This window comes from Microcoleus sp. Pol12B4, from assembly GCF_036701385.1.
Taxonomy (GTDB): Bacteria; Cyanobacteriota; Cyanobacteriia; order Cyanobacteriales; family Microcoleaceae; genus Microcoleus.
Map to the genome: position 1 here is coordinate 1 of NZ_JAUBQR010000149.1, position 16,449 is coordinate 16,449.

A 16,449-nucleotide genomic window follows, 5' to 3' on the forward strand; every position below is an offset into this window, starting at 1 on the left:
ACAATGTGAGGCAAAATCTGCAAATTATTAAAATCCCCAGTCCGAATCTTCCAGCGCCAAGGAAACACATTATCATCCCCGATAATATAAATCCCCAACTCACCCTTGCCGCTTTCAACGCGGACATAATGTTCGCCCTTGGGAATCTTAAAAGTCGGCGCTACTTTTTTGCCAATAAACTGATAGTCAAAACCATTCCATTCAGATTTTGGTCCGCTTTCGAGTCGCTTCGCTTCCAAATTCTCGTAAGACCCACCGGGGAGTCCTTTCAAGGCTTGATAGAGAATCTTAACCGACTCGCGCATCTCCCGAACCCGCACCAAATACCGGGCCAAACAATCGCCAGCAGCTTCGGTACAAACTTCCCAGTCGAAGTCGTCGTAACATTCGTAATGGTCAACTTTTCGCAAATCCCACTTAACGCCGGAAGCGCGCAACATGGGACCGGACAGTCCCCAGTTAATCGCTTCTTCGCGAGAAATAGTACCCAGGCCTTCAATCCGGCGGCGGAAGATTGGATTGTTGGTAATTAAACGTTCGTACTCGTCAATTTTGGGAACGAAATAATCGCAGAAATCTTCGCATTTATCTACCCAACCGTAGGGCAAATCTGCGGCGACTCCGCCAATGCGGAAATAGTTATTATTCACCATGCGATAACCTGTAGCGGCTTCCCACAAGTCGAGAATTGGTTCGCGATCGCGCATAGTATAGAAAAAAGGAGTTTGTGCCCCTACGTCCGCCAAAAACGGCCCCAACCACAACAAATGGTTAGCAATCCGGTTCAACTCCAGCATGATTACCCGAATGTAACTCGCCCGTTTGGGGACAGCAATATTCGCCAACTTTTCCGGCGCATTTACTGTCACCGCTTCGTTAAACATCCCCTCGGCATAGTCCCAGCGGCTCACGTAGGGCACGTACATCACGTTGGTGCGATTTTCGGCGATTTTTTCCATCCCGCGGTGCAGATACCCCAAAACAGGCTCGCAGTCAACCACATCTTCCCCGTCCAGGGTGACAATTAACCGGAGTACCCCGTGCATGGAAGGGTGGTGCGGCCCCATGTTGAGCACCATCGGTTCGGTTCTAGTCTCAATTCTTGACATAATTAAATGAATTAATGATTACTGACTATTGTTGATTTTTGTTTCGCTGTTATAGATTATGAAGGATATCGAGCTCTGTGAGAAGCATACCCCTGGATCAGATGTCAGTATTGACACCTATCACGTTCCAGTTTTGGGTCAAGAATTAATTGCGGGTTTGGCTGTGCGTCCAGGGGGACACTATTTGGACGCGACGCTTGGGGGCGGCGGACACACGAGTTTGATTTTAGCGGCGGCGCCAGATGTTACAGTGGTGGCGATCGACCGCGATGAACAAGCCATCCGTTTTTGCCAAGCCAGATTTGCCAACTCGCCCGTTGAGTTTTGGCACGGCAACTTTGCTGAATATCAGTCCCCAGAGGCCGAATTTGATGGTATCATAGCAGACTTGGGCGTCAGCTCTGCTCAGTTCGATACACCGGAACGAGGATTTAGTTTTCGCCACCCAGCTCAACTAGATATGCGTATGAACCAGCAGCAATCTTTGACGGCAGAAGAGATTATCAACCACTGGGAAGAAGTTAAACTAGCAGATATTATTTACAAGTACGGCGAGGAACGACTGTCGCGGCGCATCGCGAGGCGGATTGTGCAAGGGCGTCCTTTTCAAACTACAACAGAACTTGCAGGGGCGATCGCCTCCAGCTTCCCCCCCAAGCAGCGCAACGGCAGAATCCATCCTGCCACCCGTACTTTCCAAGCTTTAAGGATAGCTGTGAACTCCGAACTCGCTTCTTTAGAAACTTTCCTCAACCAAGCGCCAAAATGGTTAAAACCAGGTGGGAGAATCGGAATCATTACATTTCACAGTCTGGAAGACCGACCAGTCAAGCACCAACTCAGAGGAACACCCAGCTTGCAGGTACTGACAAAAAAGCCGATCGGGCCACAATCCGAAGAAGTCGCTAGAAATCCCCGCTCTCGTTCTGCTAAGCTCAGACTGGCAGAAAGAATAACTTGATTCAGCAGTAGTAATATGATTGCTGCAAAAAGTTCAGAGATTAGGGAGAATTGCATGCAGCAATCAAGTGCGATTGGGCACAGGTGTAGGTAGGGAATAGCGCCAACAACCCACCACTAACCCTCCGGGTACAGTGGGGCTTGAAATACAGCCAGTGTTGACCAGACTTAGGTAGCAATACCTGCCTTAGTAGTAAGTGTTAAAATTCACACCGAGGACAGTGCCCAGCTAGTTAAGAACTCTGCAATCAGAGCATTAATTAGCCGTTTTGAATGCTGGTGTGTTTAGAAAAGTACCGACTGCTAACAAGGTCATTGCTCGTATCACAGCGTGAAAGCTCACTCGGAAATTTTCCCTATTGAAGCGGCCTACCGAGGCGGGTTACAGTATCGAAAGCCTCTCATCTGTCGTGCGAACAGATGGTGCGAAAGGAATGCTCACCTTAAGGTAAAACGGGTTTCTTTAACTCAACTTGACGTAACTGATATGTTGCATATATCCAGCCCCCCTTTTCCTCCCACCACCTTGCTGAATACAGCTATGGTGGGGGTTTTCAAGGGGGAAGAAAGATGAGTAGGGGAGATGGAAGCAAGCTGAAACTGATGGTAGTCGATGACGAACCCGATAACTTGGATTTATTGTACCGGACGTTTCGACGCGACTTTCAGGTTTACAAAGCAGATAGCGCCCTCAGCGCCTTGGAAGTTCTAGACGAACAGGGCGAGATGGCGGTGATTATATCTGACCAGCGGATGCCAGAAATGAATGGCACCGAGTTTTTGGGGAAAACAGTCGAGCGATTTCCCGATACGATTCGGATTCTGCTAACGGGATACACCGATGTTGAAGATTTGGTTGAGGCAATCAACTCAGGTCAAGTTTTCAAATACATCACCAAACCGTGGAATCCTGAAGAACTCAAATTGGTGATCAATCAAGCCTCAGAAACTTACAAATACTACAAGCAGCGCAGCGTTGCATTGCGCCGCGCTTTACGCAAGGAATCTCTGTTCAATGAGGTAATGAGCGTGATTCGCGGGTCGCTAGATTACTCTAGTATGGTACAAACTATTGTTCAAACCGTAGGTCAAACTTTTGAGGCCAACTATTGTATGCTGCGGCCGGTAGAGAGTGATCGACTATTGCCGAGTACCTTCCCCTACCAAGCCCAAACCGACGATGCCAGTAGCTTTTCTTTTGATGAAAATTTGTTGGTTCAAGCAGTAGCCAGCCGCCAAACTCAAGTGAACCCAAACAGCGGGGGGGACGGTAAATCGGTTGAGATTGCCGTGCCCCTGACTTACCAGCAAGAATTACTGGCGGTACTGGCTTTGTGCCAGATTGGCGGCACTAACCCTTGGTCGGCAGAAGATATAGAGTTAATAGAAGGTGTAGCAGCTCAAGCTGCTCTCGCCCTGTCTCAAGCTAAGCTCTACCAGCGCACTCTGGATTTAGCCAAGCAGATGCAAAACGAGTTGGAAGTGGCTCGCCAAATCCAAACAAACTTGTTGCGCCAAAGTTGGCCGGATTTTGAAACTGTTAGGGTGCAAGCTTGCTGTTATCCCGCGCGGGAAGTTGGTGGCGACTTTTTTGAAGTCTACGTCCACTCCCAAGGGGATATTTGGATAGCGGTGGGAGATGTTTCGGGTAAGGGAGTTCCGGCTGCTCTATTTATGGCCAGCGCGATTTCGGTGATGCGGCGGGAACTTTCCCAAGAAGTTTCTCCAGAGCCAGATCAAGTTATGCAGAACATGAATAGCAGTATGTCTGACGACCTGATCGGCAACAACCATTTTATTACAATGGTTGTAGCTCGTTACACTCCGTCTAGCGGACACCTCGCCTTTGCTAATGCCGGTCACATTTACCCGATTGTTTGGTCTCACTCGGAGGTGAAAGCTCAAGCCGCTAGCGGTAAAACGCCAGCCGAGCCTAATTTCCTGAAAGCTCGTGGCATTCCCTTGGGGATACTACCAGTTTGGAGAGGCAAAGCAGGTGCGATCGAATTAAAGTCAGGAGATGTATTTCTGCTGACGAGTGACGGGATTACTGAAGCTAGCGTCACCACTGAAGGGGTCTCCGGGGGTGTACCAACCCGTTCTATGCTACAACAAGAAGGGCTTTGGCAACTGTTGATTCAGGAGCCTGGTTCCTTCAACTTGGACAATTTGTTGGCTCACATCCGAGCCGACAATCCCGTTCAGGAAGACGACCAAACCATACTCTCTTTGGAGGTTCTTTGAATCTGTCAGCGACTCCCGACCCATAGTCGGGGGTGAGAGCCGAAAAAACTTAAGCGCTGCTGGTTGACGGCTCACAGAGTAGTCCTGCAAAGGACGGTATTATCGTCAACAGTAAAAAACCTAGCCGGCGATGGCGCAGCTAGTTTCGTGAATCGCTTTTCTGGGGGATTCAACACCTGTAAAAGGTTAAGGTAGAAGGCATTGGTCAGAAAAAACCCAAGCTTAAAAGCCAGAGATTGAAACAAAGATTTTTTATACCTCGCTGCTTGCAGTCTCGGTATAATTATCAATTGTTAATGGGCTTTAGACCCATAACTAAAGTTTTCAACTATACTCTTAACTTCTGCCTTCTACCGAATGACCAATGCCTGATTTTTAAACAGAAAAGGCTAGTGTCCCCCGAGTAGCGACAAGTATTGAGGCCGAATCCATTCGGCGCGTCGTGTTTCATACCTAGTGTGAAGACACAGGGTTTTCAAACTTACGGGATTTTTTTATGAATACTGAGCTTCATGTGCCAAGCGACTTGCGGTTTTTAACAATTGTTGAAAATTGGTTGCTGAGCAGTTTGGAAGTAGAGCTAGGAGAGCACGTCGATTGGCCGCGTCAGTCGAATCGTTTGCGCTTGGTGTTAGCAGAAGCCTATTCTAACGTGATCCGCCATGCTCACAAAGATCAACCCAATTTACCCGTTTTAATTCGCTTGAATTTAAAAAATAGGGATATTGGTTTAGAAATTTGGGATTACGGTAAAGGTTACGAAATGGATACTTACAATCCTCCGAGGCCGGAAGCTAAACAGGAAAGCGGCTACGGCTGGCTGATTATGAGTAGACTTATGGATCGCGTGGACTACACTTTGCAAATAGACGGTCGCAACTGTCTAAAGTTGGAAGCGAGTTTGCCGGAAAAATCTTAATTAGTCATTAGTCATTAGTCATTAAGGATTGGCAATGCACTTTTTGACTCGCTTTGGCTGTCTGTCGCACGCTGCGGTGACAGCCAGTTTTTCGTGCAGTAGCGTCCCTCTCTAAGAAGCTGTAAGATTGTAGGGGTAAAGTCCAGATCCCACAAATACCAAAGAAACGGGATTTTTATACCGTGAGTGGCACTTCACCAAAAGATTTGGATAAAAACCCGGTTTCTACCTCATTATGGCGATAAGCAGCCGATTGACCTGTCGATCGCACGACTTTAACTATTACGTGCGATCGACAGGTCAAACCCCAATAGGCAATTTAAATCTGAAACAGCTTATTAAACATCAAATTTCTTATGTGACCGCAGGTTTAGCAATTCTTGGGGAGAAGCTAACAGTTTGACCGTCACAGAAAGGATTTTTTGGTCAGAATTGAGCAAGAACAGCCATCCGACATTAACACCAAATGCGGAAGTTTGCACCCGGCCGCTGACCTGAACTTCTACCTTGCCATCTTCTAAAATTTGGCTGACACCTTTCTGGGGTTCTAGCTGCATTCCTCGTGCTTCTTTTTTTAGATAAATGGCGATCGCAATCCTGCCGATAATTGGATCTTCAAACGGCGCGTGCAGAACCCCCTCATCGGCAAATAAATTAGCAGTCGCTTCAAAATCCCCCGCATTTAAAGTTTCAAAATATTGCAGTATCCCTGGGATTGTGATGCCTGCAATCTTTATAGAGTTAGTTAAAATAGGTCGAGTTGTGGCGGTCATAAAACAAGTGATTTCAAATGAATGAGTATACTGTAATCATTCTCTTTGTCGCAGCAAATCCCTCAAAAGATATAAGTAGGGGTAGGAAAATAATTCTCCGAAAAAAGGAGGAATCGGGAACCGCAGAGCCTCGATCGCAGCTTTCAGAGCGATCGACCAAAATCAATCCTACTTTCAAAAAATACAAGTGTAGCCAAGCTGTAAACCCTGATACCATCAGTCATTTTCCCTTTTTCAATTCTTGAATCTAAAATTTAAAATTTCAAATCTAAAATGATATAAACCCAGACACCTAAAGGCATCTGGGTTTCTGGGCAAGCCTGTTTAACAGAGCAAACAAGAATATTCTATTTGCGGATCAAATTGAGCAATTCTTTAGGAGATGCCAACAAGTCGATCGCCACAAAGAAAATTTGACCTTGGGGATCGAGCAAAAACCGCCATGCAATGTTCATTCCCACATTCGATCCGAACCAGGGAGTTTCGACTTTACCGGTGACTTTCACTTGGCGGTAGCCATCTTCTGCGGGTTCCGATACGCCTCGCTCGGGCATCATTTTCAGTCCGACGCACTCTTCCCGCATATAGTTGAGGATAGCTTCGCGACCAACGATCGGCTTTTGGAAAGGCGGTTGCAGGGCACCTTCTTCAGCAAATAAACCGACGGCTGGGGTGAAGTCGAAAGCGTTCATGTAGTCGATGTAGCTGAGCACAGTCTGCTCGCTAATACCCTCAATTGTGGTTTTTACCCGCTCTTCTGGAGCGGTGGGAGTGCTGCGCGGGGCAGAGCGTTTGCCATACTCTTGGTTAAAAGCAGGGTCATAGCCCATGTTAACTACGGTATTCCGAAGTACGGTAATTTGCTGGCCTGGATCGAGTTTCTTGATGGTTTCGAGAACTGCGGTGGCTTCGGGAGACATTTGATAGCCAGCGGGGATCGGAGCGACAAGGCCCTGTTTCATCAACTGTCCCAACTCGTACCAGAAACCGAGTTTGGTGTTGACGCGCAAGGAAGTGTAAATCCGACCTATCGTTGTGTCGGCGTTGCTGGCTAGGTCAAACATGGTTTTGCTTTGAGCAGCAGGCGACATTTGCTTGATTTCGCTCAGAATGCCTTCGACAAGCGCCATGCTGGCTACTCCCGGTGCTGCTGCGGTAATGGAAACGCCCATTTCGGTGTAGGCATACCAGAGCAGTGCGAGTTGGTCTTCAACGCTGAGTTTGTAGAACGCTTCCGTGGTAGCCGGAACAACGCTAGCAATCTCGGTGTTGGAAAAAATAGATTGAGCTGATTGAATACTAACTGCCATGTGTATGCTGTGAGATTCGCTGTCGGTTTTACTTGCGTACTTGAATTAGCGAATCGAATTCTCCCTAAATTAAATTATGTAACATTTTTGACATTTTGGAGTTCAAATTTATAAATATAAAGATTGTAAAAGAATTATCAATACTGTCCCAAAATTACTCTTAAAGTTACTAGACTTATGGCACAAATTGTGCAGTGGTTTCTTACGTGATGAAACAATCAATTAATAGCGATCGCATTAAACAAAAAGCCATTGAGTTGGGCTTTCACAAAGTCGGTATTGCCTCAAAAGACACGGATTTCGATCTAGAAAAACAAAGATTGCAAGCTTGGCTTGACAAGGGTTATCAGGCGGATATGGCATGGATGGCAAACCCGAAACGGCAGGATATTCGATTAATAATGCCAGAGGTGCAGTCCTTAATATGTGTCGCCATCAACTACTACACACCTCACCAACGCCCCTCAAATCCCCCTTGTGAGGGGGGGGTCGAGGCAGGGGTCGAATATGCTAAAATCTCTCGCTACGGTTGGGGACGGGATTACCATAGAATTTTGCACAAAAAACTGAAGGTTTTGGCAAATTGGGTGCGATCGCAAGGCGAGGGAATTGAAGCGCGGTATTATGCTGATACCGGACCGGTTCAGGATAAAATGTGGGCGCAACGTGCCGGGATTGGCTGGATTGCCAAAAATGGTAATGTAATTTCGCGCGAATACGGTTCTTGGGTGTTTTTGGGAGAAATCTTGACTAATTTGGAGTTAGCGCCCGATGCACCCCATACGGAACATTGCGGTACTTGCACTCGCTGCATTGAGGCGTGTCCGACGGGGGCAATTACTGAGCCTTTTGTGGTGAATGCCGCTCAATGTATAGCCTATCACACGATCGAGAATCGAGCCGAAAAATTGCCCGACGAAATTGCATCTAATTTACAAGGTTGGGTAGCAGGCTGCGACATTTGTCAGGATGTTTGTCCTTGGAATCAGCGATTTGCGAAACCAACTGATGTGGCAGAGTTTGAGCCTTATCCTGAAAACATAGCACCGACACTTGCAGAATTAGCCGACATTTCCGACGAAGAATGGAACCGCAGATTTACAGCTTCGGCGCTGCGGCGCATAAAACCCGAAATGCTGCGGCGAAATGCGAAAGCAAATCAAAATAACCCTTAAAAGTTGAGATTTTCGTCAGGGTGCTTAGGGGCACCTTACCCTATAAATAATACCCCTAGGGTCTATACGGAGCGCCAATAGTCAATATATTATGCAGTAAGTCATTCCTCCTCTAAAATCTCAAATCTAAAACGGAGCGCCAATAGTCAATACATTATGCAGTAAGTCATTCCCATCTCAAATCTCAAATCTCAAATCTCAAATTGTATCCTCCCCCGTTCCTTATTTGCTATTGTCCCATGACCAAAGTAATTATTTTTGATTTTGACGGTACTTTAGCAGATACAATCGATATTCTTCTGAGCATCACCAACCGTTTGTCAGTAGAATTAGGGTTTAAGTCTGCGACCAAAGAGCAAATCGCTCAACTGAGCAATTTAACTTCTTGGCAACTCCTTCAGTATTCTGGCATTTCTATCTTCAAATTCCCGCTGTTGATTAGAATGTTGAAAGCAGAGTTACGCAGCGAAATTCCCAACATTCAATTATTTCCGGGAATTAAAGAAGTTTTACTGGATTTAAAAAAATTAGGATTTCAACTGGGCATTATCACATCTAATTCCCGAGAAAACGTCTTGGCATCGCTGGAAAAAAATGGTTTGCAAGACACTTTCACATTTATTTACTCGGGTTCAACTTTTGGCAAACATAAAGTTATTAATAGCTGGCTAAAAAGAGAACATATAAATCCTAAACAAGTCGTTTATGTGGGAGATGAGATTAGAGATATAGAAGCTGCTAGAAAAACAGGAATTAAGGTAATGGCTGTAGCTTGGGGTTTTAATTCTCAGGAGGCTTTGGCTGCACACAATCCCGATTTTTTGATTAAACGCCCCCAGGAATTGATAGAGATTATGAGTAATTTGCAGGAACTGTAAACTGAAACTGCAAAAAGTAAGACTCGTCGGTTGAAATCTATTTTAGACAAACTCTCGTTCCACCAGAGAGGGACTAAAGAGTAAAAGGGGTATTAAAGCCTGATTTGTTATCAGCCATAGTCCTATTATCCTATGTGGGATGAAATTATGTTAATCTCCTTCGCTGCGTTTCAGTGCTGCTAAAACTGCTTGCTGGCTAACTGCTTGGTAGATTTTGCTAAAATGCTGCTTGAGGGCGTCAGATGCAGGGGAGGATTTGCTAGCTGTTCCTTTTCCGTCGGTTGCGAGGGGAATTGGGCCTAAGATATCTAATACTGTTTCGCTGCTGGGTGGGGGTACAATCACTACTAAAGATGATTCTAGCTGCTGATTGTATTCCCAAAAGCGATCGACCTTTGGCAATTTAGAATTCGTAGTGGGGGCATTTTCGCCTGAGTTGAGTTGAGAGTTTTCCTCTCCTTGCGTACCTCGTCTTTGACGAAGTGCTGTCAAGATTTGCTCTTTGGTTCGGCCCCGCAATTGAAAGAGTACGAAGGGGTCTTCACTGAAGCGATCGCCCAATAAGTAGTATACTGCACTGATGTGTTTGCAAGGGTTTTTGGGGTCAGGACAGCTACAGCGCGATCGAATATCAGATAAGCTTAACGGAAATAGTGTTTTGCCTGCTGCTGCAAATACATCTTCAATATTGTGTGGCATTTCTCCTGCTAAGAGTTTAGCTGAAAAAACTGCTCTTTGGGACATATTTTCAATCACATAATCCCAATCTTCATCAGTCAACGTATCGAGTCCTAAAGAAACTTGATAGGGTTTTGGATCTGTTCCTTGAACTACGGCGATTACTTCTTGATTGGGAAATTTAATGCTGAGAACTTTACCTTCGCGCGCGTACTGCCAGCCACGTTCTAAGCGCTTTTTGAAGCGGTAGGTATTGATTAAATCTAACCACTGTTGTGTCCACCATTCTCTGTCAATCATTTTTTTGGGAATTGGGAATTGGGCATTGGGGATTGGGATGCTGGAGTCAGAAAGTAAAAAACAGCTATCCGTGTATCCGTGACATCCGTGTCGTGCTGTTGGGAATTTGTAATTAATCATATTATTCTTCTTCTGTTTCTATGATAGCATTGCGATCGAGAATTAGTAAATTGCGAAGTTGGTCTGTATCTAGCTCGGTGAGCCAGTTTTCGCCGGCGCTGACTACTTGTTCGGCTAGAGCTTTTTTGCTTTCAATCATATCGTGTATTTTCTCCTCTAACGTACCTGTGCAGACAAATTTGTGGACTTGTACATTGCGGGTTTGACCGATGCGAAATACGCGGTCAGTTGCCTGATTTTCAACTGCGGGATTCCACCATCTGTCATAGTGGAAAACGTGGGTTGCTCTGGTTAAGTTCAAACCTGTGCCGCCTGCTTTTAAAGATAAAATCATAATCGGCGGGCCTTGGGGGTCGTGCTGGAAGCGATCGATCATTTCTTCCCGCTGCTGTTGCTTAATTCCTCCGTACAAGAACAAAACTTCTCGCCCTAAATGCTGTTCTAGATGCGGTTTCAGGAGTTTTCCCCATTCTGCAAATTGAGTAAAAATTAAAGCCCGATCGCCCTCAGCGATCACCTCTTCTAACATTTCCACCAACCGCTGCAATTTCCCCGATTCCTGGCTCTTAATCTCCAATTCTTTCGGCTTAGCTTCTGCTTTCACAAGAGCCGGATGGTTGCAAAGTTGCTTGAGTTTTACCAGCAAAGCCAGAATCATTCCGCGGCGCTGAATGCCTTCGGCTGACTCTAGTTCTGCTATAGACTCTTCGACTATTTTCTGATATAATACCGCCTGTTGAGCCGCCAGCCCACAAAATACAGTCATCTCCTGTTTTTCGGGCAAATCTTGGATGATTTCTTTGTCGGTTTTCAGGCGGCGGAGGATGAAAGGCCGAACGAGCGATCGCAAAGTCTGCAATGATTCTCTATCTCCGTATTTCTCGATCGGAATTGCAAATCGGCGCTGAAAGAAATTGCGCGGCCCCAAATAGCCTGGATTCAGAAATTCTAAAATAGACCACAATTCTTGCAGTCTATTTTCCACGGGAGTTCCTGTCAGCGCAATTCTAAAAGATGACTCGATTTTTTGCACCGCTTGCGACTGCTTCGCATCGGAATTTTTAATATTTTGCGCTTCATCTAAAACCAATCCTTGCCATTTAATGCCTTGAAATTCCTTCGCATCCCGAAACACCAAGGCGTAACTGGTAATTATTAAATCCTTTCCTTTAATTTCAGCCGCAAATGCTTTGCCTTTAGCGCGCTTGTCTCCGTGGTGAACTAAAACTTTTAGCGTCGGGCCAAATTTCTTGACTTCCCGCTCCCAATTGCCCAATACCGATGTCGGACAAACGAGTAATGTTGGCGCTTCTAAAGAATCTTTTTCTTGTAAATGCACAAGGAAAGCAATTAGCTCGATGGTCTTGCCGAGCCCCATATCGTCCGCGAGACAAGCACCCAAACCCCAGCGTTCTAAGAATGCTAACCAGCCTGCTCCTAGGGCTTGATAAGGCCGCAATTGTCCTCGGAAACTAGCCGGAGTTGCGATCGCACTTACCGCTTGATTATCGCTCAAAGTATTCAACAATTCCTGAAGTTGACCCGTAGCCTCAAAATTCACCACAGGCAATTTCTCGATCATCTGAGAATCGCCCGACGCCAAACGCAAAGCATCCTCCAAAGAAAGAGTCATTTGCTCTTTGCGGCTGGCAAAAAAAGTTTGAGCCGCTTTCACATCCGGCGCGCGCAACTCCACCCACTCGCCGTTAATTTCCACCAAAGGCGAATTCAACGCAATCAATCTGTCAAATTCTGCCTTAGAAAGGCGCTGTCCGCCAATCGTCAATTCCCACTTAAAATTTAGCAGACTTTGCAATCCCAACCCGCCTTTGGCCGGAGTCACTTTCGGAGTTTCCGCTTGAATGCTCAAACCCAAGCGACTCGCCCAACCATCCGTCTTTGTCAAACTCGGCGGCAAAACTACGCCCAACCCGCTATCAGCAAACCGCCAAGCTACAGACTTAATAAACTCGTAAGCTTGCAGCGGATTTAATTGGCAAGATTGAGGCCGCTGTGCTTGCAAACTCGGTTCAATTAACGGATAAAGTTTCGAGGCTAAACCCAAGCCACTGAGCAAAGTTTCTTGAGGCAATTCTATTGTCCGCCCCGCATAAGCCAAACGCTCGACTGAGTTGTTCCAAACAGTTGTCGCGTCTACCAAAAATTCCGCTTCATCTGCTGCTTGCAAGCAATAATTTAAACTCCAGTTGGCTTTACCAGGAGACGGCGGTATGAGTTGAAAGCAAGTGCGAAATTGACTTTGTTGAGATAATTGATTTTGCAGCGGTGCAGTCCAAGCACTCAGCTTGGTTGCCAAGTTTTCTAATGCTGCTGTTTCTACTTGAACTATCCCAGATTCCTGCTGCAAAGCTTGCAGCCAGTCGCGCACAGGAGAAACTGCTTTGATGTCTAAAGTAGAGCTACCAGCCGTTAGCGCAGCCCTCGAAGAGGATCGCACTTGACTATCTACAATACTGCTCAAAAAGCCTAACACCAATTCCTCCGCCCCCGCAGGCAAATCCACCGCTAAAGGCAATTCACTGGATTCTTCTTCCTTTTCCCCTCTTCCTTCTTCCTTCTTCCTTCTTCCGACTTCCATCGGACTGACATCTGTTACATCCCGTACAGTGCTCGTTGCCGAAATTCCTTCTTCCTTCGATTGATATGTTCTGCAAGCAGTCGGCATTTGCTTGACAAAAGTGGCGAGGCGGAGTGTATCTGTAGAACTATCTAACAGCGGTTGCCATTTGGCAATAGCAGAACCGTCCGACTGTTTCTCCAATCCAGGCAAAAATTTGCATCGTGCCAACAAATCCAAACTCCACCTAGCAATATGAGACCAAAAACGCAAATCTGAGCCGACAAAAGAGTCTGGTTCCGTGCTGTTAAGCGGTAGTGATTGCAAGAAAACAAAAGCTGCTTGAGGGTTGAGACAAAAACCCTCGACTTGCCAGGGATAAAGGTAAATTTCCTCGGTTTTAGCGGGTTTCTCCAGTGCTGCTGCTGAGTGCTGCGGCATTAGATTTGCGTTCGATTCTGAGATTTGGGTGGGAAGTGCGATCGCCCGAATTTCCCTTTTAATTGAGGAGTTTGGGGCGGTAATTTCTGCGTTGGGAGTTTTGGACGAGCGCCTAGTTTTTTTGCTCTTTTCCGGTGGAGTTTCTGCGGTTTCCGGTAATTGCCAATCCAGTTTTCCCGACTGCCGCAAGGAATTTAGGAAAGTCTTAAATTCCGATTCGGTCATTGCTAAGGGATGCGTTAAATTTATCCCCGATTCCCTGGTTTCAATTGCCCCAAATTTTCGCCAAGTTTCTCCCCAAATAAATAAGCAATTTTTTTTATTTTCTAGGAGCCAACTGCCGTGTAAAATAGACATGTTTTTTTAGCCTGATATTTATATTTAATTAAGTGCGAGGTTGACTACAGCATTTATATGGGATTTATGAAAAATTTATTTAAAACAAACCGAGGAAATTTTGAGCCAGATAGCAATTAGGTAGAACCTGTATATTTAGGTACTTATGGCACACCTTACGGCTTATTCCCTGTCCTAGATAACTAAATCCCTGTTCCTTCTTCCTTCAACGTCCCAATTCCCAAACGAAAATTCATCGTACCATCTATGGAAGGCGTTTGGCGGGCGATCGACCGGAGAATCGACCGGAGAATCGACCTCAGACAGCAAAAAATAATTCTAGAGTATAAATGCTTATAAGCCTGACGCAGACAGTGGATCGCGAGGCGATTATCCCAGTCTTTTGGCGTCGGACTCTCAAACATCCTGTGGTAATGTTACGATCCCGACAGAGAAAGAATGTGGTAGATAAGGAAGCAGTGCTACATGGTAGAGATAGACAAGTCAATATCCTTCGATGGACGGGATATTAGACTGAAGATTGGTTTACTAGCGCCTCAAGCAGGCGGTGCAGTTTTGATTCAGTCGGGTGACACGGCGGTTTTGGTGACAGCGACTCGATCGCAGGGGAGAGAAGGAATTGATTTCCTGCCCCTGTTGGTGGATTACGAAGAGAGACTCTACGCTGGCGGTAAAATTCCCGGTGGATTTTTGCGAAGGGAAGGGCGTCCCCCAGAAAAAGTGACTTTGACTGGCCGTTTGATCGATCGACCGCTGCGTCCGCTATTTCCAAGCTGGCTGCGAGATGACATCCAAGTTGTAGCAACAACGGTTTCGATGGACGAACAAGTGCCACCGGACGTTTTGGCGGTGACGGGGGCTTCGGTGGCGATACTGCTGGCGAAAATGCCGTTTTACGGGCCGATGGCGGCGGTGCGAGTGGGTTTGGTAGGGGACGATTTCATCATCAACCCAACCTACAGCGAAATCAGAGAAGGCGAGTTGGATCTCGTGGTAGCTGGTTCTCCTGACGGAGTAATCATGGTAGAAGCCGGCGCCAACCAGTTGCCCGAACAGGATATCATCGAAGCGATCGACTTCGGCTATGAAGCAGCCTGTGACTTGATTCAAGCCCAGCGCGAAATTATGGCGGAATTGGGCATCGATTTGGTGGTAGAAGAACGACCATCGCAAGATTCGGCCCTGGAAACATTCATTCGCGATCGCGCCCAAGAACCCATCCGCATCATTTTGTCAAGATTTGAAAAAGACAAAACAATACGGAATGCAGCATTGGACGAAGTTAAGGCAAATGAAGTCGAAGCTGCGATCGCCGAACTCCCGGAAGAGGACCCGGTAAAAGTAGCGGCCACCGCCAACAGCAAGGCGATCGGCAACGTTTTCAAAGACGTTACCAAAAAAATGATGCGGAAGCAGATCCTCGAAGATGGCATCCGTGTAGACGGTCGCAAGCTAGACGAGGTGCGACCCGTTTCTTGTCGCGTAGGCGTGCTGCCGTCGCGAGTACACGGCTGTGCGTTGTTTAATCGGGGGTTAACCCAAGTCTTGTCCGCAGCTACCCTGGGAACCCCGGGCGACGCCCAAGACTTAGGAGACGACTTGCACCCGCAGCAAGACAAACGCTACCTGCATCACTACAATTTCCCGCCGTTTTCGGTTGGAGAAACCAAGCCGATGCGATCGCCCGGACGCCGAGAAATCGGTCACGGAGCCCTCGCAGAACGCGCTTTACTGCCGGTTTTGCCATCCAAAGAAGATTTCCCCTACGTGATTCGCGTAGTTTCAGAAATCCTTTCTTCCGACGGTTCCACCTCAATGGGTTCAGTTTGCGCCTCAACGCTAGCATTAATGGATGCAGGTGTTCCCCTTTCCCAACCCGTCAGCGGCGCGGCAATGGGCTTAATTAAAGAAGGCGATGAAGTCCGAATTTTGACTGACATTCAGGCAATTGAAGACTTCTTAGGCGACATGGACTTCAAAGTAGCCGGTACCGACACCGGGATTACTGCTTTGCAGATGGACATGAAAATCAAAGGTTTGCCCTTAGATGTGATTGCCACCGCCATCCGCCAAGCCAAACCCGCCAGACTGCACATTTTAGAAAGAATGCTGTCAACCATCGACACTCCCCGCAAGGAAATGTCGCCATTTGCACCGCGTTTGCTAACCCTGAAAATAGATCCAGAATTTATCGGTTTGGTAATTGGACCAGGTGGCAAAACTATCAAAGCCATCACCGAAGAAACAGGTGTCAAAATAGACATCGAAGACGACGGAACCGTGACAATTGCTGGCAACGACAGCGAAAAAGCTCAGCGGGCTTACAACATTGTCCAAGGCATGACGCGCAAGTTGAATGCAGGAGACGTGTATGTCGGCCGCGTAACTCGAATTATTCCGATCGGCGCTTTTGTGGAAATTTTGCCCGGAAAAGAAGGAATGATTCACATTTCCCAGTTAGCGGACTACCGCGTTGGGAAAGTGGAAGACGAGTTAGCTGTGAACGATGAAGTGATTGTCAAAGTGCGAGAAATTGACAATAAAGGTCGAATTAATTTGACCCGCTTGAATATTCATCCCGACGAAGCGGTAGCCGCCCGCGAAGCG

General features: G+C 46.7%; 12 protein-coding genes. 6 read left to right on the plus strand and 6 right to left on the minus strand.

What is annotated here, in order from left to right:
* Positions 1 to 1,109 (minus strand): NAD(P)H-quinone oxidoreductase subunit H (locus QUA38_RS19510; RefSeq protein WP_333164653.1); only part of this gene is annotated, 1,109 nt, incomplete at its 3' end.
* 58 nt (positions 1,110 to 1,167) lie between these two features.
* Here QUA38_RS19510 and rsmH point away from each other — a divergent pair.
* The 3 genes from rsmH (at position 1,168) to QUA38_RS19525 (ending at position 5,232) form a co-directional block, all read left to right on the plus strand.
* Positions 1,168 to 2,070 carry a 16S rRNA (cytosine(1402)-N(4))-methyltransferase RsmH gene (gene rsmH / locus QUA38_RS19515; protein ID WP_333164654.1) on the plus strand — a complete coding sequence of 301 codons (903 nt, stop codon included), beginning with the start codon at positions 1,168 to 1,170 and terminating at the stop codon, positions 2,068 to 2,070.
* A gap of 569 nt (positions 2,071 to 2,639) precedes the next feature.
* Positions 2,640 to 4,313 (plus strand): SpoIIE family protein phosphatase, encoded by a 1,674-nt coding sequence (locus QUA38_RS19520; protein WP_333164656.1) that lies wholly within the window; start codon positions 2,640 to 2,642, stop codon positions 4,311 to 4,313.
* A gap of 496 nt (positions 4,314 to 4,809) precedes the next feature.
* Complete coding sequence (locus QUA38_RS19525; protein WP_006633914.1) at positions 4,810 to 5,232, plus strand: ATP-binding protein; 423 nt, start codon at positions 4,810 to 4,812, stop codon at positions 5,230 to 5,232.
* 338 nt (positions 5,233 to 5,570) lie between these two features.
* Here QUA38_RS19525 and QUA38_RS19530 read toward each other — a convergent pair whose 3' ends face one another.
* Positions 5,571 to 6,005: a nuclear transport factor 2 family protein gene (locus tag QUA38_RS19530; protein ID WP_333164659.1), complete on the minus strand. Its 435-nt coding sequence runs from the start codon at positions 6,003 to 6,005 to the stop codon at positions 5,571 to 5,573.
* 347 nt (positions 6,006 to 6,352) lie between these two features.
* Complete coding sequence (locus QUA38_RS19535) at positions 6,353 to 7,315, minus strand: orange carotenoid protein N-terminal domain-containing protein (RefSeq protein WP_333097388.1); 963 nt, start codon at positions 7,313 to 7,315, stop codon at positions 6,353 to 6,355.
* Positions 7,316 to 7,524: 209 nt separating this feature from the next.
* Here QUA38_RS19535 and queG point away from each other — a divergent pair, with 209 nt between their 5' ends.
* Together queG and QUA38_RS19545 are read left to right on the plus strand one after the other, a co-directional pair.
* Positions 7,525 to 8,490 carry a tRNA epoxyqueuosine(34) reductase QueG gene (queG, locus tag QUA38_RS19540; protein WP_333164661.1) on the plus strand — a complete coding sequence of 322 codons (966 nt, stop codon included), beginning with the start codon at positions 7,525 to 7,527 and terminating at the stop codon, positions 8,488 to 8,490.
* Between the two features lie 239 nt (positions 8,491 to 8,729).
* Positions 8,730 to 9,368, plus strand: coding sequence for an HAD-IA family hydrolase (locus QUA38_RS19545; RefSeq protein WP_333164663.1), 639 nt, complete (start codon positions 8,730 to 8,732; stop codon positions 9,366 to 9,368).
* A 150-nt stretch (positions 9,369 to 9,518) separates the two neighbouring features.
* Here QUA38_RS19545 and QUA38_RS19550 read toward each other — a convergent pair whose 3' ends face one another.
* The 3 genes from QUA38_RS19550 to QUA38_RS19560 form a co-directional block, all read right to left on the minus strand.
* On the minus strand, positions 9,519 to 10,346 hold the full coding sequence (locus QUA38_RS19550) for an SWIM zinc finger family protein (RefSeq protein WP_333164670.1): 828 nt from the start codon (positions 10,344 to 10,346) through the stop codon (positions 9,519 to 9,521).
* Positions 10,347 to 10,467: 121 nt separating this feature from the next.
* The gene (locus QUA38_RS19555; protein ID WP_333164664.1) at positions 10,468 to 13,842 is read right to left on the minus strand and encodes a DEAD/DEAH box helicase; all 3,375 of its coding nucleotides are present in this window, start codon (positions 13,840 to 13,842) and stop codon (positions 10,468 to 10,470) included.
* Between the two features lie 182 nt (positions 13,843 to 14,024).
* A complete protein-coding gene (locus QUA38_RS19560; protein WP_333164666.1) occupies positions 14,025 to 14,246 on the minus strand; it encodes a hypothetical protein in 222 nt (73 codons plus the stop codon).
* 61 nt (positions 14,247 to 14,307) lie between these two features.
* Between QUA38_RS19560 and QUA38_RS19565 the strand changes: the two genes are divergently transcribed.
* The coding region (locus tag QUA38_RS19565) for a polyribonucleotide nucleotidyltransferase (protein WP_333164668.1) at positions 14,308 to 16,449 on the plus strand (2,142 nt) is incomplete at its 3' end.